This window comes from Neobacillus sp. DZ-9, from assembly GCF_059587065.1.
The window spans coordinates 82,105-99,577 of the sequence record NZ_JCAIOL010000010.1; the positions used below are offsets into that span (position 1 = coordinate 82,105).

Sequence of the window (17,473 nt, forward strand, 5' to 3'; positions counted from 1 at the left end):
ACGCGATTACTAATTTCCTAGAAACGATTTCTTAAAGAATTCCAATTGCTTATCCAGTGTAACCGGGTCACTGAAGGAAGCGCCTTGACCATTCATTTCAAATACATGCTTGTTTTTCACGGCAGGAATATTTTTGTACGTTTCTGTTTGTTGGAAGGAGGCATCAGCATCGGCATATTTACTTAAGATCACGTAGTCTCCGGCATATTGCGGCAGGACCTCGGCAGAAAGCGTGAAATAGCCAGATTTCAAGGCATCTTCCTTTACTTTTTCCGGCATTTTCAAGTTCATGGCCTGATAGAGGATTTCTGTTCCGCGCGCCCAGTTATTGCCGAATACATACAGATCCTTGTCGTATGCTTCAAAGACCGATACGGTTGCATCCTCACCAATTTTGGCACGGATTTCTTCCCCGGCTGCCCCAGCGCGCTTTTTGAAGTCATCCACCCAGGCCTGTGCTTCCTTTTCCTTGTTTAATAGTTTGCCAATTTCTACGTGCTGGGTTAAATAATCGGCCTTTCCCCACGTATAGGTTACGGTTGGGGCAATTTCCTTTAATTTATCGAGGTTTTTAATATTGGAAAGACCAATGATTAAATCAGGTTCTAATTCAATGATTTTTTCCAGGTTTTCATCGGAAACTTCAGCCACATCTTTTAATTCATCCTTGAAAGTAGGGTTATTCTTCGACCAAACATCGACACCGACAACATTGACGCCTAGTGAGAGGACATTTCCAGTGAAACCGGAAAGCAACACAACACGCTTTGGATTGGCAGGTACTTCAACTGGTCCATTTTCAGATTGGTATGTAATCGTTTTTGGTTTTTCTTCTGAGGAACTCTTTTCCTTGCCGGATGATTCGTTACTACTGCATGCACTAATAATTAACACTAAGAGCAGGAAAATCGGAAATAGCAGTTTTTTCATTTTTCATTTCTCCTTTTAATAGATTGTAAGTCATACACATCGGTTTGTTGGTCCACGGATCCCTGCCGATTTGGGCATCAATCTGGAACACTTTTTTCAAGACATCAGGGGTCATGACGTCCTCGCAATTCCCGGTCTTCACGATTTGTCCTTCTTTTAAGGCAATGAGATAATCGGCAAAGCGGGCAGCCTGGTTTAAATCATGAAGGACCATGACAATGGTGCGTCCTTGTTCGAGATTCAGCTTTTGTAAAAGCTCTAATACTTCCAGCTGATGGGCCATATCTAAGTAGGTTGTTGGTTCATCAAGGAAAATGATTTCGGTTTCTTGTGCTAGGGCCATGGCAATCCAGACACGCTGCCGCTGGCCTCCTGATAAGGCATCAACAGGGCGAAACTTAAATGCTAAGGTCCCTGTCACTTCCAATGCCCAGTCTATGACCTCATAATCCCTTTTTGTCAGGCGGCCAAAGCCTTTTTGGTAGGGAAAACGTCCATAGGAAACAAGCTCGCCGACAGTTAATCCGCTCGCACTTTCCGGTGTCTGCGGCAGAATGGCCATTTTTTTAGCTAGAAGTTTAGTGTTTTCACTAGAGATATTTTTTCCATCCAAAATGACCGAGCCAGATTGCTGTGAAATAATCCGAGTGATTGCTTTTAAAAGGGTGGACTTCCCGCAACCGTTTGCGCCGATTATGGTGGTAATTTTTCGATCGGGTATTTTGACACTTAGATTTTTAACAATAAGCTGTTCCCCATAGCCAATGTTTAACGCTTCAGTATAGAGGCGAACCATTCCCAGTCCTCCTTATTCAAGTAATTGAAAATGATTATCATTATCAAAAATAACTATATGTTGTCGTTCTCATATTTGTCAACAACTTTTTTGAGGTGGAAGAACAATAATTGAAAGGGAGACCGGAGTGTTGAAGGGTATTGAAAAGGGGAGGAATAATTTTTAAAAATGATATTGATAATCATTATCATTTAAAATAGAATATATGTAAAGGTTAAAGTTACCATTCATTGCTGGGGAGTGTTCAAAAATGGAGCAGCAGGAATTATATGATGTGACGGTAATTGGCGGAGGGCCGGCAGGTCTTTACTCGGCATTTTATAGCGGTCTTAGAGAAATGAAGACAAAGTTGATCGAATTCCAGCCGCAATTAGGCGGGAAAATTCATGTATATCCAGAGAAAATGATTTGGGATGTAGGCGGACAGACGCCGATCCCAGGAGCGAAATTAATGGAGCAGCTTGTGGAGCAAGGTTTAACCTTTAACCCCACCGTCGTGTTAAACGAAAAAGTAGAATCGATTACGAGGAATGAAGAAGGGATTTTTGTCATGCAGTCTGCCTCTGGGCAAATCCATTTTTCGAAAACCGTCATTGTTGCCATAGGGAGCGGGATATTGAAGCCGCAAAAGCTAGAGATAGAGGGTGCTGAGCGATTTGAGGTGTCTAATTTACATTACACCGTGAAGTCTTTAAAGCATTTCAAAGATAAAACCGTGATCATTTCAGGTGGTGGAAATTCAGCCATCGATTGGGCGAATGAACTGGAGTCCATTGCCCAAAAGGTATACATAGCCTATCGCAAGGATGCTTTAAAGGGCCATGAAGCACAGGCAACGCAACTGATGAAGAGTTCAGCGGTTTGTTTGTTTCATACATCGATTACCAAGCTGATGGCAAGCCGCGATCATGAGGCCATTGAAAAAGTAGAGCTGACGAATCATGAAACAGGAGAGCTCTCGTATTTGCCGATTGATGAAGTAATCATTAATCATGGCTATGAACGTGATGCGGCCTTGCTTGAAAATAGCAGTTTGAATATTCAATTAGCCGAAGAATTCTATATTGCGGGGAATGCTGTGAGTGAATCATCGGTAGAGGGACTTTACGCAGCTGGAGATATCCTCATGTACGATGGAAAAGTGAATTTAATTGCGGGCGCTTTTCAGGATGCAGCCAACGCTGTGAATAAGGCCAAGCAATTTATCCAGCCGGACGCCCATAAAGCGGGGATGGTTTCTTCCCACAATGAACTCTTTAAAAAGCGGAATAAGGCTTTAGTAAAACAATTGATAAAAGAACAAATATTTTAAGGGTTGAAAGTTGAGCGACAATTTGGTAAATTAAAATAAATGAAAAAGGCTATGTGTAACTGGCGAAACACGGATCACCGTGAGGGAGCACATAGTGTCGCAGCCGTTCGCCTGGGCAGAGGTAAGGGATTTTATCCCTTGCCTCTTTCTGTTTTCTAAGAAACCACCACAAGCGAAAAGGGGAGAATAAGGATGAACACAACAACTTTAGAAAAGGTTAAAACGATTAAAACGCTCAATAATATTGCCGAAAGCGGGCTTAAGGTTTTTCAAAAGGGTCAATTTGCTATCGACAATGACTGTGAAAACCCAGATGCTATTTTGGTTCGAAGCTTTAATATGCATTCATTGGAAATCGGCAATAATGTAAAAGCAATCGCCCGTGCAGGGGCGGGTGTCAATAATATTCCGGTTACTCAATGTACGGACCAAGGAATCGTTGTCTTCAATACCCCTGGTGCGAATGCGAACGCGGTAAAAGAAATGGTGCTTACCTCTTTAATGGCTTCATCCCGTAACCTTTTTGCCGGAATTGCCTGGACCAAGACGTTGGAAGGCGAGGGTGCGCAAATTCCGAAGCTTGTTGAAGCAGGAAAGAAGCAATTTGTTGGAAAAGAAATTAAGGGAAAAACACTAGGTGTTATTGGCCTGGGTGCGATCGGGGCGCTAGTTGCGAATGATGCGCTTGATTTAGATATGGATGTGATTGGGTTTGACCCGTTTATCTCTGTTGATACTGCCTGGAACTTGTCCCGCAATGTTCAAAGAGCGATGACGATTGAACAGTTGTTTGCTGAGTCTGATTATATTACGGTCCATGTCCCGTTAACAGATGATACAAGGGAAATGTTTAATCAAGTCACTTTTAGCCTGTTGAAGCCTGGTGTTCATATATTGAATTTCTCACGCGGCGAGCTTGTGAATGAAACCGATATGGCAGCTGCCCTGGAAAGCGGCGTGGTTGGCAAGTATATCACCGATTTCCCGAATGAAAATGTGCTAAAAATGAAAAATGCTATTCCTATTCCTCATCTTGGTGCTTCTACTCAAGAATCGGAGGAAAACTGTGCGATTATGGCGGCGCGTCAGGTGAAGGACTTTCTTGAAACAGGTAACGTCAAAAACTCAGTCAACTTTCCAAACGTTTCCTTGCCGTATACCGGAAAGCGCCGGGTCACAGCTTTCCATCATAACGTTCCTAATATGGTTGGCCAGATTACCTCAGCTATCTCAACCTACCAATTAAACATCGCTGACATGGTTAACAGAAGCCGAGGGGATTATGCCTATACCATCATCGATATTGATAACAAAGTAAACGGCGATATCATTCCTAGCTTGGAAGAAAAAATTAAGCAGATTGAGGGTATTGTTAACGTCCGAGTTATATAGATAAGAAAAAGTACTTAAATTTAATGGGCGCTGAAAATAGTTCCTATAATCCCATTCAGCTCCTTGAGGACAAAACTAGCCCCGGGAGCTAGGAAAATGTCCTTAATAAAGCTTCTTAAGGACAAAACTAGTTTCGGGAGCAAGCAAAATGTCCTTAATAAAGCTCCTTAAGGACAAAACTAGCCTCGGAAGCATGGGAAATGTCCTTAATTATCCTCAAATTTTAAAAAGACGACTTTCATTCAAACCTATTGAATGCTAAAGGTCGTCTTTTTTTAGTTTTTCAATGCCCACAAATGGTGCTAAACTAGAAAACAACATGAGAGTGATGAAAATCATTTATGAGTTTTTGGATGTATGGTTTAATGGAATCAAACTACAAAAAATTTAGTAGGATGGTGGGAAATCGATGAACCGAGATGGATTGCCATATCGAATACAGAGTACTTCATTATCGTGTGCTGGAAAACCAGCCAGTCTGATTAAAGATATAAAAGCACTTTTCAAAGCAAGTGTGTTAATTGCCAATGTATTGCCTGTTTTTTCCGGATTTTGGTTAGCGTTATATTTTACAGATTCATCCTTAACCAATCATTGGGGGGATTTTTTACTAACGATGATTGGAAGTACGTTGGTGATGGCCGGAGCCCTTGTCCTTAATAACTGGTATGATGTTGATATCGATTCCGTCATGGACAGGACGAAACATCGGCCAACGGTAACTGGGAATATTTCTTTAAAAATTGTATTAACGATGGGAATTGCTTTTACGATTTTGGGTTTCACCTTGTTGCTTTTTACCACGATTGAAGCAGCCATTTATGCTTTTGTCGGCTGGTTCACGTATGTATTTTTGTATACGATGTGGTCGAAACGGAGATATACCTTTAATACGATTATCGGAAGTGTCTCGGGTGCGGTTTCTCCTTTAATTGGCTGGACGGCGATTGAATCCGGTTTTCATGTTGTCCCGATGATGTTGTTTTTGATTTTGTTTATTTGGCAGATGCCGCATACGTATGCGATTGCCATGAGGAAATATCACGAATATAAAGCGGCAGGAGTCGCGATGCTTCCGGTGGTGCGTGGGTTTGCGGTTACGAAGCGGCAAATTTTTGTCTATGCCGTCTGCCTACTTCCTTTGCCGTTTTTCTTAGTGCCGATCGGAATGACGTTTGTTGTCATTGCTTCTTTGCTTAACGTTGGCTGGTTAGCTGTGAGCATGAAAGGATTTTATACAAAAAATGATCAGCAGTGGGCTCGTCTTGTTTTTCTCTATTCCGTGAATTATATCATGATTATTTTTCTGTTAGTGGTGATCGTAACCTTACCAATCTTTTAAAACTGCCCCAATTGGAGGCAGTTTTTTTTGTTCACGGATTTGTCATTTTTGCTATTTAAGTACATAGACACGTTAGAAACCGTGATAACGGCACGGTTTAGAGCACTCTTTTTTTCTACAAGTCAAGAAAGATGCCTCCTTTTTTTAAAAATTGGTAATTTCGTGTGACGCAGTTCACTTCAGTGAAAACCGTTCCCAATTATGATGTAGGTAAGAAATAATTAAAGGGGTTGATTTTGGTGGGAGCAACAAAAGTTAACCAGAAAAAAAGGGCAGAAAAAGAGACGAATATAGGAACCTGGATATCCGTCGGAGTCGTCGCTGCCGTCATTCTATTTACGTATTTAGTCCTTTTCGGGCTATATATGGATCGGGTTTAGGGGGGAAAAGAGATGAAAATGCATTTGGATGAAAAGATATGGCTGTCCTTAAGCTTTGGGATCATTGTAATCTTTATGCTGATCACGGGCTACCAAGCATTTGCATTAGATATGGCACCTCCAAGTAATAAAGAACTCATCGATCCGCAAAAAGTCGATCAAACAGCGCCATTCGATAAGCCGGGGATTACCAAAGTGGGCGATAAGGAATACAACGTGGTGATGACGCTGCAGGTATTCAGTTTTAATCCAGGCAATATTGAAGTACCAGCTGGTTCAACTGTACATTTTACCTTAACTTCAAAGGATGTTGTTCACGGATTCGAAGTGGCCGGAACCAATTTAAATGCGATGGTGCCGCCGGGACACATTCAAAAAATCACACAGAAATTTGATAAGCCAGGAAAATATTTAGTGTTATGTAATGAATATTGCGGTGCAGGCCACCAGATGATGAGTACCACGATTACGGTTAAATAAAGGGGGGAATCAAAGTGCAAACAGCAAAATTGAACACATTTAAAGAAAATGCAAATAGAGTAATGGGGATCAGCAATGAGGATGGCAGATTAACGAAATCATATATTTTTGTCGCATTTGCCGCATTATTTTTAGGCGGACTGTTAGGGCTGCTGCAAGGCTTAAACCGGGCAGGCCTGCTGGAACTGCCGACATGGCTTAATTATTATAAAGTTTTAACCGCACACGGTCTTTTATTGGTAGTTGTCTTAACGGCTTTCTTCACCATTGGTTACTTTTATGCAGCCATGTCCCATACATTAGGCGGGCTGCTTCCTAAAGTTCGAAAAATCGCTTGGACTGGATTTGGGCTGAAAATCATCGGATTTGTCTTAGCGGTTATCCCGATTTTAATGGGCAATGCCTCTGTCATGTATACATTCTATCCACCGATGGCAGCATCACCAATGTTTTACTTTGGTTTAGTATTCATTGTGTTAGGTGTATGGGCTTGCTGTATCGGGGCCTTCATCAATGTAGCAGATTGGAGAAAGAACCATAAAGGACAGCATGTTCCGATTCTTGCTTATTTTGCAACTGGAGTATTTATCCTGTTATTGTTCGCGCTGCTTCCTGTAGCAGTAGAAGTAATCGTTATGATCATTCCATGGTCATTAGGATGGGTTAAAACCATCAATGTAATGCTTGCCCGTACTCTATTCTGGGCATTTGGCCACACACTCGTTAATATTTGGTATTTAACCGCTACTTCTGCATGGTATGTCGTGGTTCCAAAAATTATGGGCGGAAAACGCTGGAGTGATACATTAACCCGCGTTGTTATTATCGCATTAGTTGTGATGAACATTACCGGTGGATTCCACCATCAAATCATCGACCCAGGTATTTCTGAATCTGTTAAGTTCTTGCACGTATTTATGAGTTTGGCAATCGGCTTCCCGTCCTTAATGACAGCATGGGCGATGTTCGCAGTATTTGAACGGACTGCAAGAAAACAAGGCGGTAAAGGATTTATCGGCTGGTATAAAAAGATGCCGTGGGGCGATGTTCGTTTCTTAGCTCCTTTTATCGCGATGGTGGCCTTCATTCCAGCAGGCGCAGGCGGTATCGCACAAACAACGAACCAATTAGACCAGGTTGTTCACAATACGATGTGGATTGTGGGACACTTCCACTTAACACTAGGTATGTCCGTTGTGATGACTTTCTTTGGAATTAGTTACTGGTTAGTTCCGTATATTTCAAAACGGGTGTTAACACCACAAATCAATCGATTAGGCGTCATTCAAACTTGGATTTGGACAGTTGGTATGGTGCTAATGTCAGGGGCGATGCATACAGTTGGCTTACTTGGCTCACCACGCAGAACTTCCTATACAACGTATGGCGATAATGCGACGGCATTAGGCTGGGATCCATATTTGTTCATGCTGGCGATTGGCGGAACCTTGTTGGTCATCGGTGTCATTCTTCAAGTGTATGCCGTTATCAACATGATGTTCTTTGCACCAAAGGGAGAAACCGAATTCCCAATTGCGGAAGCAGAAGAAGACGGATCTGCCACTCCATATTGGACTGAACGCTGGGGATTATGGATTGTCGTGATGCTGTTAGTGGTGGCAATGGCGTATGTTATTCCGATAACTGAGTTTATTGTCAATGCACCTCCGGGATCACCGCCATTCAAGACTTGGTAATAAGTAAAGCGGAAGCGCCTTGACTAGGGAAAAAATGAACTGCTTTTTTCCTAGGGGCTTATGACCTCGAGTCCCTAGGCGCTGTAGCTGGACAGTATTTGAAAAAGAGATAGCTCGAATCGGTGGGCTATCTCCTTTTTATTAGTAAATAGATTTGGGAAGTGATCATGATGATCAAGGATTGGCGTACAACAATCGCGTGTGCAATTGTCCTTTTATTCGGCATAACGCTATACTATATCGGAACCAATGGGTTTAGTGCATTTACGGCAGAAACGGCACGGGTCAATAAACTGGTGCAGGATAAGCCGAAGTTCCCAAACGTAACCTTAGAGGATAGCAAAGGTCGGGATTATTCTATTTCTGAATTTAAAGGTAAATATGTTTTTATTACCTTTCTGTATACATCCTGCACCACGGTTTGCCCGCAATTGGAAATGAATATGTCGAAAGTGTATAGTGCGCTGCCGCAGAAATATCTTGGGAAAGATATCGTTTTTCTAAGTATTAGTTTTGACCCGGCGAGAGATGATCCGGGGACACTTGAAAAATATCGCAGCTATTTTCATAGTGACGGGGAAACCTGGAGAATGGCCCGGATTCCCAATAAAGCGGAGTTGGATTCCCTGCTAAAAGCCTTTGGTGTCATTGTAATTCCAGATGGATATGGAAATTTCACTCATAATTCAGCCTTCTATTTAGTGGATCCGAAAGGTACGTTAATGGACGTCATGGATTATAAAAAGACGGATGAAGCGGCTAAGAAGGTTGCCGCCATTCTTAAAAGGGAAGCGGGGGAGTAAGCAATGAAACAGGCTGTCTATGGATTATTGATTTATATCATTTTGGCGCTTCCCCCTGTTGCTCATTTATTGGAATCGATTATGATTGTTCACATGCATATGCAAATGCCGTTGCTCGTATTTTCTGGGTTTCTAATGGCACGTTTTTTTCAAATCTTATTCCCTGGCTTTTTTGAAAAATGGAATCGAAACGGGATTCCCGGGGTTTTTCTGTTTATTATCATAATGGTCTACTGGACAATTCCGAAAACGATGGATGAGACGTTAACGGTGCAGAGTGCGGAGGTATTGAAATTTGTGACGCTGCCGTTTTTAGCCGGAGTTTCTTTGCGGGATAGCTGGAAAAAGCTTAGCGGGTTTGGAAAAAATGTTCTTATTCTTATTTTTACAGTAAAATATTTTGGAATGGGCTTATTATATATCAACATACCCATCCAATTGTGCAACAACTATCTTGTGATGGACCAATTAACCCTTGGCTGGGGATTTTTGACCACTGCTATCTGTATGGCCATCTACTTGGTATATGCCACTTTTACCGATCGGACGAAATATGAATAGTTTTATGAATGAAACCCCTTGTTTGGACTGACGAGGGGATATTTCATTGCAAATCTATAATATTAATTCGTTGCTAGAATCCTATTTACTTTTTTAATAGACAAATTTGCACCTTAAAAATACGAATATTTAATAAAGAACCTGAATACTATTTTGGAAGGATTAAAATGGGGAAGAGGGGCTATTTTAACTAAAAGAGGGTGGGAAATACATGGGATCCATTGGAAATTACTATCGTATTTTAGACGTACCCTATGATGCAACTTTTAGTGAAATTAAAGAAGCTTATCGAAAAAAAGTAAAAGAAGTACATCCAGATAAAGACAAGGGGAATTCGGAACAGTTTAAAAGAGTGAAAGAAGCCTATGAAACTCTTAAAAATGTTGAAAAAAGAAAGAGGTATGACGATCTCCTTTTCAAAACAGCTCCTAACTTCACACATAATCTAAAACAGGAATCTCCTGCTGAAACGAATCCTTCTATAAAAATAGTAAATATACAGAATAAAAATCGAAAGCAGGTTACCCTTTCCCCTGTACTCCTAAATGCGGCTCTTTTTTTTATTGAAGTTTTAGGAAATGCGTATTTAAATAAAAAGAAATAGAACAGCAGCGGTGGGACAACCGATTTTATTGTCCATCGCTGCTGTTTTTGTTTTTTGAGATTCAGGTAAGGCTATTCGGTTCCTCTAAAACTTGAACGTAACCATGAGTACCATCGATCCGAATGTAAGCTCCATCCTTTAGAATTTTGGTGGCATTATCAATACCGGCTACTGCGGGTATTCCATATTCACGGGCTACGACAGCCCCATGCGTCATCATGCCGCCGACTTCCATCACCAAACCCTTTGCAGAGTGGAACAACGGTGTCCAACCTGGGTCTGTAAATGGAGCAATCATGATTTCGCCAGAATTGAGTTTCGCCTCTTCAGCACGAAGCACGATCTTTACAAAACCTTCGACCACACCAGATGACACGGGTGTTCCAATTAATGAACCATCCGGGGCTTTCACATCACGCCGCTCCCCTGTAATGACTTCTCCATCACTAGTCATGACACGAGGCGGTATGAGCTTTATATTTTCTTGATGCTGCCTTTTGCGATCTACAATCAGTTTTTGAATGCCCCCATCAAGGGTACCGTCCTTAACGGCTAAGAGCTCACTTAAGGAAAGGTAGAATACTTCTGATTCTCTATACAGTTTTCCATGCTTTACAAGTACTCTGGCCTCGTCCAAGATAGCACGCTTATAGATGTCAAAATGACGAATAAGGGTGTATTTTGGAAACTCCCGAAGCCCTGCCAAATTTCGATAGTTTCGTATCAGCCGAGCAAGGATCCGTGCCTTAAAGTTCCCCCCGGTTGTTCTACGTACGTCGGAGATGATTTGCTTTTCTGCCTCCTGTGCTTCTTTTTCGCCTTGAAGGAATTTATCCCGATGTTCTTTAGGTGCAAGACTGTGAATGTGGCTTATAATCGAGGGAACAAGTGCTGTTGGTGATTCTCGCCACCTTGTATTCGCAATATCGATTTCCCCCGGACACCGCATACCGTATATGCTCATGAAGTGCTCGAATTCCTTCCCGAATGTATCTCCTCCTTGAACTTGATACAATCCATCAAAGAAGGTGCTATCCTCGGCTCTTTGTAAATACTTGACGACCTGGGGAAATTCTCTTGCTATATCAGCAAGATCGCCAATCATTAGGCCGAGTTCGCTGGTGACGTTGCCGGTCAAGGACTTGTTAAGCAAATGCACTCTCTCATCATTGCCCAGCCATTTTCTTACCAAAGCCTCCGTCAACACTTTTGAAGCCATACCGGAAAACATGTAGGGTGCTATTTTTCTTATAACTGATAGGATTAAGCTGCCGAGGTTTTCTTGGAGCCTTGAAATACGTTCAGCACCTGACACCTCAAACAGAAGGCGTTCAGTCTCTTGAATTCTTTGGTTCATGAAAAGGCTGATATCTTGCCTAGCTGCGGCGAAATCTTTTACAAACAACCCGGGAAGAACGGTCCGAATAGCGGTTCGGGCGGTTCGATAAAATGCCTTTTTTACATGTTTGTCTGCTGGATGCTGATATTCGGGAAGAAGAACCAATTGTCCCATGGCGCTGCCAATTCGTTCGTCAATGAGACGCAGTAATCGAGGCAGTATTCGTCTGACCGGTTTTAGATATAGCAAATCAGTCGGGTCGAAAAACAAATGACCTCCCGCTTCCAGGACAGCTGAACTCTCTGATTGAGCAAACTCCGACTTGCCAAAGGGAAACATCGTTCTAAGGATTGAAATGCCCAAAGGACTTATGGCATCTGTCATCATTTGCTGATGCCCCATCGAGATAAAGGTATGAAGACGATTATCAGTAATCTTTGGGACCGGGTAGAGTGACGTAATTGGGCGGCTTTGAACAATGTAAAGCTCGCCGTTTACGAAACACCACTCAATGTCCTGTTCGGTTCCGTAATGTTCTTCAATTTTCCGCCCGAGCTCCGCTAACAGGAGGATCTGTTCATCCGAAAGAGCTTGTGACTGTTGCTGCTCAAGGGATAAATCCTTTGTAATCGTGCCGCCATCTGGAACGGGGTAGATTGCGATTTTTTTGTCGGAAATCTTCTTTTGGATGATTTGACCGCTTTTAACCTGATAGAGATCTGCTGATACTAGTCCGGATACTAGGGCTTCCCCTAAACCAAAACTGGCATCAATAGAGGTGACTTTCCGATTTCCCGTAATGGGGTCCGCGGTGAACATGATGCCGGATACGGTTGGGAAGGCCATTTCTTGAACTATCACGGATAGAAAAACCTGCCGGTGATCAAAACCATTCTTCGCCCGGTATGAAATGGCCCTGTCCGTAAACAACGAGGCCCAGCAGCGACGAACGGCATCAAGGAGTTGCTGCAAACCCCGCACATTAAGATATGTTTCTTGTTGACCGGCAAAAGAAGCGCCAGGCAAATCTTCGGCGGTTGCGCTCGAACGAACTGCATATGCTTTCCCCATCCCATGCTGCTGCCACGCCTCTACGATGGCAGTCTGTACATCCCATGGAATGGATAGGTGCTCGATAGATTCACGAATTTTCTGTCCCAACCAACGAATTTCTTCTAGGTTATCTGCCTGAACTTGGTCAAGCTCGGTGAAGAACCCATCCATCTCTTTGCTATTTCTCACGTGAGCCTGATACGCTGATATGGTCACGCAAAAGCCTTGCGGCACAGGGAAGCCAGCCTTCGTCATTTCACCAAGGTTTGCACCCTTTCCCCCAACATACGGTAATGATTCTTTGTCAACTTCATTAAGGTGCAAAACGAATTTCTCCATTCCTATCACCCTTTCAGCTTAGCACCACTGATATCAATTGTATTTTGAGTTTCAGTATAAATGACCAAATAAACAACCGAAAGAAGCACCTGCCGCGGCGCCCTTTTGTGGCACCGCTGTTTTTTATTTACAAAACAAACGGAATTAATCTCGAAGTTTTTTGAACATACCGTGGATATTCTTCCGGAAAGCTTTCTATCAAGGCTTTTTCTTCGATCCGGATACGATAACCGAATACCATGATGAAAAAGACAAACATAATCAAAGATCCAACCCATGTATTAAAAGCAAGCCCCAAGCCAATTTGTGACAAGTGTGGAGTGATGAAGATGGTTGAAATTATCATTGTTGATGACCAAGGAATTGTAAGAGATGGATTAAAAATGTTATTAAGCTTAAATGAAGAAATTCGGGTCATCGGGGAGGCGGCAAACGGTGAGGAACTCCTTTTCCTGCTGGAAAGCAAGGTCCCGGATGTTATTTTAATGGACATTAGAATGCCAAAGATGAACGGTATCGAGGCTACGAAGGCCGTTAAGGAACGCTATCCCAATGTGAAAGTCATCATTTTAACCACGTTTAATGAGGATGAGTATATTTTCAATGGCCTGAAGAATGGTGCAGATGGTTTCATTCTGAAGGACTCCGACTTAAAAGAGATTATTAAATGCATCAAAGCAGCACATGAGGGCACGCTTATGCTTCATTCACAAGTGACCAGCAGGCTGATCAATGCACTTCAGCAGGTTCCCGAATACCCTTCTGCTACAACTGTGGAAAAGAAAGATTTATCAAAACTGCTGACACCAAGGGAAATCGAAGTCGTTGAACAAATTATGCAGGGGAAGAGTAATAAGACTATCAGCACAACCTTATTTTTAACAGAGGGTACAGTAAAAAACTATGTTTCTCGTATACTCGATAAATTAGAACTCAAAAGCCGGTCGGAATTAATTATTTATCTTAAAGGGAAATAGTATAAAAAATATGTAAAAAAGATCACCAAACTAAATGGAGTGATCTTTTTTAGTTATATTATTGAATGCCTAAAATAACATGCAAGTTGAAGTTTTAAAATGTCTTCTTGATTCGAAAAGGAAACTTGAAGCTTTTCTTCGATCCGTTTTAGCCTTTGATATAAAGTATTAACATGGATATGCAGAAGTTTGGCAGTTTGTGTAGCTTGACGATCGTTTTCCATATACGCAAGCAGGGTTTGTTCCAAATCTGAAGAACCTTCTTTATCAGCTTGGAGGGGAAGAAATACTTCATTCACAAAAGAGTTTAAATCATCGATAGGTTGGTGAATAAATAGACGATTTATGCCAATGTCCTGAAAATTTATGATTTTTTTAAGCTGCCTCGAAATAAGAAAAGAAAGGGCTTTATCTGCTTCGGAATAACTCTTTGCTATATTATCCATACTCGGATAGCAAGTACCAATCCCTATTTTAAGCGATTCATCATGAAGATTTATCCAATGGGAATGAATAAGTTCCAGTTTCTTTTTTACATAGTCTTGATCTCCAACATTATTAAACTGACAAATAAGCGTCACCTTATTTCCATAACCAAAAACGATTGAAACATATATTCCTAAATATTTTTGTATTTGTGCAATTAGATTGTGCATTTGCATATTAAGAAAATGAAAATCTGCATGAGGATGAAGATGAATGATGATTGCCATATAATAGGGATGATGATCAATTCCCAGATCAATGGCCTTTTGGCGCATCAGGTTATAGTCTCGACATTGAATAAAATCATTAAATAGATCATTTGTTTTTTGATAATAAGAATCAACAAGTGTTTGTTTTCTGATAATCTCCAATGCAATCACTGAACTTGCCTGTTCAATAATCATTTTGTTTAAAGGAAAAAGCTCATCTTCCTCCATTTCAACTGTCAGTATGCCAATCGGAACATCAATCGCAATAATAGGATGAATATACAAGGATTTGCCATTGGAAGACTCCATTTTGGTAAACAAAGATGGAGAGTGCCGTTTTGTAATTATTTTTATAACCTCTGCAGGCAGCTCCAAATTCCAGGATGTTGGACTTGAATATAGCTGATTATCTGTTAAGTCTACTATCATTAATGGACGGTCTATCATCTTTCTTATTTCATGTGCGATTTTTTTTAATCCCTTACTTTGAAGAGACATTTTCATTAAAGTATTGTGGATTGTATCCCGTTGAATTAAAAGATCATTATGTTTTTTGAGATTTTGGTAGAGCCTCGAATTTATTAAGGCAATAGAAACTTGATCCGAAAAGCTTTCTAACAACTGTTGATCATCTTTCGTTAAAAGGGGATTAGGGCCATTTTGGTAAATGATTAATACACATAAAGTACGATCCTCTACCATTATCGGAACTGAAATAATGGCTTGTAAATCGTTAAATTGGACAGAATTATACAGATAAAAAAGGTTATCCGATGAAATGTTAGATGATTCTGAGAGAATTTCCTCAACATTTGTAAGGATAAAAGATTTATTATCTCTAAAGGTTTTCCCAATAATCCCCTCACCCACCTTCATCCGCATTTTTTTGATTTCTTCACTAGGGCCGCCCGTCCAAGCTTTAGGAAATAGCACATCTAAACTTGGTTCGTACATCCATAGAACTCCCATATCGGCAACTGGAATAACAGATAAGGCATTTTCTAGGATTCTTTTTAATAAGTCATCTAAATCTTCGAGTATGGATATATCACGGATACTCTCCATCATTTTGTTTCTAATATATTTTTCTCTTTCTAGAATTACGTTCAAATAATGTAAATCTATGATCGATTCAAGTTTCTCCATCCTTTCCGTGTTTAGCATGGATGAACTGCTGAGTCTGATAACAATGGTTGTATGATTGGAATAATAATAGTAGAAATCGGTGTACGTTTTATAGGCGATCCTTTTATCATTGAAAAATTTCTCTGGTTCGGGAGTTTGCTGGTCAAATTGATGAGATAAAACAAGTGAAAAATCTAATCCTTTCATGCTTTCCCAAAGTTGAAAATGTGAAAGGCAACAATCATCCATTAAAAATTGTTTGATTTTCATTATGGTATCCACTTATTCCACCCCTCGCAAGATTATGTGTAACTCTACATAATTTATGTAATTATTATATAGGATCAAACATTGTTTGAATAGTATAAATTTTCTATACTTAAATAGAATTCAACAAAATTCGCTAGGAGGAGCTTTATGGTATCCAAATTATCGCAGAACTGGAAGTATGTCATTATCCTTTTACTATTTTTAGGGTGGTCAATTGGAAATTTTGATCGATTTTTTATGAATTATGCGATTCTTGGTATTTCAAAGGATCTTCAATTAAATGCCTCCCAGACAGGAATTATTTTAAGTAGCTTTTTTGCAGGTTATGCCTTAATGCAAATTCCAGGTGGGTGGCTGGCCGATCGTTTTGGTTTCCGAAAAATTATAATCTTGGCTGTTATAGCCTGGTCTGTTTTCACGATGATGTCTGGAATGGCATGGTCCTTCATGTCTATTATCCTTATTCGATTTCTTTTTGGACTTGGGGAAGGAAGCTTTTTTCCATCGGCATCTAAAGGAATTGCCAATTGGTTTCCGTTAAATGAACGAAGCCGTGCCATGTCTATTATGCTGACATCTGGTTCGATAATGGGTGTCCTTACCCCCATTTTGGGCACTCAATTTATGCAAAGTATTGGCTGGAGAATGATCTTTTACATTGCGGGTTCCGTTGGTATTATCGTTGCACTGCTATACATCTTTTTCTTGAAGGAGCAAAAGGAGTCAATTGTAGAAAAGAATGAAAACCCTTCCAACCATAAAGCGCCTTTTAAAGTTATTTTAAAAACACCGATTATATGGAATTTGTTCATTGCCTACTTTTCCATTTATGCCGTGCAATGGGGATTAATGGCATGGATGCCAACCTATTTAGTAAAGGTACGTCATCTTGATTTAACTTCAGTTGGATATATTTCGGCTATTCCAGCGTTTGCAGGTATTATTGCGATGCTGTTAAGCGGCTATGTTTTAGATAAATTGCCTGAAGGAAAAGATAAGGTCATTGCAGCATTATTTGCAGTATTCATTGCCGTTTTTCTCTATTTAATGGCTTATGCGCCAAACGTAGCCATGTTTACTGTCTATTCTAGTATGGTTACCGTATTATTGTCCTTTAATATTATTCTGATCATCTCAGCGCCATTAAAAATCCTGTCTGAAGAGGTTGTAGGAACTGCCAATGGGTTCATTAACACTGGTGCACAATTTGCTGGTGTCCTTACTCCCATGTTAATAGGATTTTTAGTAGATGCTTTTAAAGGTTCTTATACGGCTGCTTTTACCATGCTTATCATTTTCGCTCTATTATGTGCTGGATCTTTATTTACAATCCGTTCTAAAAAAGCAGTTGCTTTTATTAATAATCAAGCAGGTTAGG

At 40.7% G+C, this 17,473-nt stretch carries 16 protein-coding genes and 1 riboswitch; of the genes, 11 read left to right on the forward strand and 5 right to left on the reverse strand.

Annotated features, from left to right (window positions below; genetic code table 11):
* Positions 1-9: 9 nt before the first annotated feature.
* Positions 10-930 carry an iron-hydroxamate ABC transporter substrate-binding protein gene (locus AC59HZ_RS24110; protein ID WP_496548297.1) on the reverse strand — a complete coding sequence of 307 codons (921 nt, stop codon included), beginning with the start codon at positions 928-930 and terminating at the stop codon, positions 10-12.
* Positions 881-1,726 (reverse strand): ABC transporter ATP-binding protein, encoded by an 846-nt coding sequence (locus AC59HZ_RS24115; RefSeq protein WP_496548298.1) that lies wholly within the window; start codon positions 1,724-1,726, stop codon positions 881-883. The genes AC59HZ_RS24110 and AC59HZ_RS24115 overlap by 50 nt, the downstream gene beginning before the upstream one ends.
* 250 nt (positions 1,727-1,976) lie before the next feature.
* Here AC59HZ_RS24115 and AC59HZ_RS24120 point away from each other — a divergent pair, with 250 nt between their 5' ends.
* From AC59HZ_RS24120 to AC59HZ_RS24160, 9 genes are all read left to right on the forward strand, one after another.
* Positions 1,977-3,038 (forward strand): NAD(P)/FAD-dependent oxidoreductase, encoded by a 1,062-nt coding sequence (locus tag AC59HZ_RS24120; RefSeq protein ID WP_496548299.1) that lies wholly within the window; start codon positions 1,977-1,979, stop codon positions 3,036-3,038.
* A 45-nt stretch (positions 3,039-3,083) separates the two neighbouring features.
* Positions 3,084-3,162, forward strand: a riboswitch (ZMP/ZTP riboswitch).
* A 68-nt stretch (positions 3,163-3,230) separates the two neighbouring features.
* Complete coding sequence (locus AC59HZ_RS24125) at positions 3,231-4,430, forward strand: phosphoglycerate dehydrogenase (RefSeq protein ID WP_496548300.1); 1,200 nt, start codon at positions 3,231-3,233, stop codon at positions 4,428-4,430.
* A gap of 409 nt (positions 4,431-4,839) precedes the next feature.
* The gene (gene cyoE / locus AC59HZ_RS24130; protein WP_496548301.1) at positions 4,840-5,772 is read left to right on the forward strand and encodes a heme o synthase; all 933 of its coding nucleotides are present in this window, start codon (positions 4,840-4,842) and stop codon (positions 5,770-5,772) included.
* A gap of 239 nt (positions 5,773-6,011) precedes the next feature.
* On the forward strand, positions 6,012-6,152 hold the full coding sequence (locus AC59HZ_RS24135; protein ID WP_496548302.1) for a hypothetical protein: 141 nt from the start codon (positions 6,012-6,014) through the stop codon (positions 6,150-6,152).
* A 12-nt stretch (positions 6,153-6,164) separates the two neighbouring features.
* Positions 6,165-6,632, forward strand: a complete 468-nt coding sequence (locus tag AC59HZ_RS24140) for a cytochrome c oxidase subunit II (protein WP_496548303.1) — start codon at positions 6,165-6,167, stop codon at positions 6,630-6,632.
* Positions 6,633-6,694: 62 nt separating this feature from the next.
* The gene (locus tag AC59HZ_RS24145; protein ID WP_496548438.1) at positions 6,695-8,329 is read left to right on the forward strand and encodes a cbb3-type cytochrome c oxidase subunit I; all 1,635 of its coding nucleotides are present in this window, start codon (positions 6,695-6,697) and stop codon (positions 8,327-8,329) included.
* Positions 8,330-8,499: 170 nt separating this feature from the next.
* Positions 8,500-9,132, forward strand: coding sequence for an SCO family protein (locus AC59HZ_RS24150; protein ID WP_496548439.1), 633 nt, complete (start codon positions 8,500-8,502; stop codon positions 9,130-9,132).
* Between the two features lie 3 nt (positions 9,133-9,135).
* Positions 9,136-9,693, forward strand: coding sequence for a hypothetical protein (locus AC59HZ_RS24155; RefSeq protein WP_496548304.1), 558 nt, complete (start codon positions 9,136-9,138; stop codon positions 9,691-9,693).
* A gap of 211 nt (positions 9,694-9,904) precedes the next feature.
* The gene (locus AC59HZ_RS24160) at positions 9,905-10,297 is read left to right on the forward strand and encodes a J domain-containing protein (RefSeq protein ID WP_496548305.1); all 393 of its coding nucleotides are present in this window, start codon (positions 9,905-9,907) and stop codon (positions 10,295-10,297) included.
* Between the two features lie 61 nt (positions 10,298-10,358).
* Here the strand turns inward: AC59HZ_RS24160 and AC59HZ_RS24165 are convergent, their stop codons facing one another.
* Together AC59HZ_RS24165 and AC59HZ_RS24170 are read right to left on the reverse strand one after the other, a co-directional pair.
* Entirely contained in the window at positions 10,359-13,028 is a 2,670-nt protein-coding gene (locus AC59HZ_RS24165) for a phosphoenolpyruvate synthase (protein WP_496548306.1), read from the reverse strand.
* Positions 13,029-13,155: 127 nt separating this feature from the next.
* Positions 13,156-13,341: a methyltransferase family protein gene (locus AC59HZ_RS24170; RefSeq protein ID WP_496548307.1), complete on the reverse strand. Its 186-nt coding sequence runs from the start codon at positions 13,339-13,341 to the stop codon at positions 13,156-13,158.
* Between the two features lie 16 nt (positions 13,342-13,357).
* On the opposite strand from AC59HZ_RS24170, the gene AC59HZ_RS24175 reads away from it, so the two are divergent.
* Positions 13,358-14,005: a response regulator gene (locus AC59HZ_RS24175; RefSeq protein ID WP_496548308.1), complete on the forward strand. Its 648-nt coding sequence runs from the start codon at positions 13,358-13,360 to the stop codon at positions 14,003-14,005.
* A 53-nt stretch (positions 14,006-14,058) separates the two neighbouring features.
* On the opposite strand, the gene AC59HZ_RS24180 is transcribed toward AC59HZ_RS24175, so the two are convergent.
* Complete coding sequence (locus AC59HZ_RS24180; RefSeq protein ID WP_496548309.1) at positions 14,059-16,107, reverse strand: helix-turn-helix domain-containing protein; 2,049 nt, start codon at positions 16,105-16,107, stop codon at positions 14,059-14,061.
* 135 nt (positions 16,108-16,242) lie between these two features.
* On the opposite strand from AC59HZ_RS24180, the gene AC59HZ_RS24185 reads away from it, so the two are divergent.
* Complete coding sequence (locus tag AC59HZ_RS24185) at positions 16,243-17,472, forward strand: MFS transporter (protein WP_496548310.1); 1,230 nt, start codon at positions 16,243-16,245, stop codon at positions 17,470-17,472.
* The last annotated feature ends 1 nt before the right edge of the window (position 17,473 follow it).

Excerpts from the sequence above, each read along its gene's own strand:
- AC59HZ_RS24160 (WP_496548305.1), top strand. The coding sequence starts at position 9,905 with ATGGGATCCATTGGAAATTACTATCGTATTTTAGACGTACCCTATGAT.
- AC59HZ_RS24125 (WP_496548300.1), top strand. The coding sequence starts at position 3,231 with ATGAACACAACAACTTTAGAAAAGGTTAAAACGATTAAAACGCTCAAT.
- AC59HZ_RS24140 (WP_496548303.1), top strand. The coding sequence starts at position 6,165 with ATGAAAATGCATTTGGATGAAAAGATATGGCTGTCCTTAAGCTTTGGG.
- AC59HZ_RS24145 (WP_496548438.1), top strand. The coding sequence starts at position 6,695 with ATGGGGATCAGCAATGAGGATGGCAGATTAACGAAATCATATATTTTT.
- AC59HZ_RS24115 (WP_496548298.1), bottom strand. The coding sequence starts at position 1,726 with ATGGTTCGCCTCTATACTGAAGCGTTAAACATTGGCTATGGGGAACAG.
- AC59HZ_RS24150 (WP_496548439.1), top strand. The coding sequence starts at position 8,500 with ATGATCAAGGATTGGCGTACAACAATCGCGTGTGCAATTGTCCTTTTA.
- cyoE (WP_496548301.1), top strand. The coding sequence starts at position 4,840 with ATGAACCGAGATGGATTGCCATATCGAATACAGAGTACTTCATTATCG.
- AC59HZ_RS24175 (WP_496548308.1), top strand. The coding sequence starts at position 13,358 with ATGGTTGAAATTATCATTGTTGATGACCAAGGAATTGTAAGAGATGGA.
- AC59HZ_RS24155 (WP_496548304.1), top strand. The coding sequence starts at position 9,136 with ATGAAACAGGCTGTCTATGGATTATTGATTTATATCATTTTGGCGCTT.
- AC59HZ_RS24110 (WP_496548297.1), bottom strand. The coding sequence starts at position 930 with ATGAAAAAACTGCTATTTCCGATTTTCCTGCTCTTAGTGTTAATTATT.
- AC59HZ_RS24185 (WP_496548310.1), top strand. The coding sequence starts at position 16,243 with ATGGTATCCAAATTATCGCAGAACTGGAAGTATGTCATTATCCTTTTA.
- AC59HZ_RS24165 (WP_496548306.1), bottom strand. The coding sequence starts at position 13,028 with ATGGAGAAATTCGTTTTGCACCTTAATGAAGTTGACAAAGAATCATTA.
- AC59HZ_RS24120 (WP_496548299.1), top strand. The coding sequence starts at position 1,977 with ATGGAGCAGCAGGAATTATATGATGTGACGGTAATTGGCGGAGGGCCG.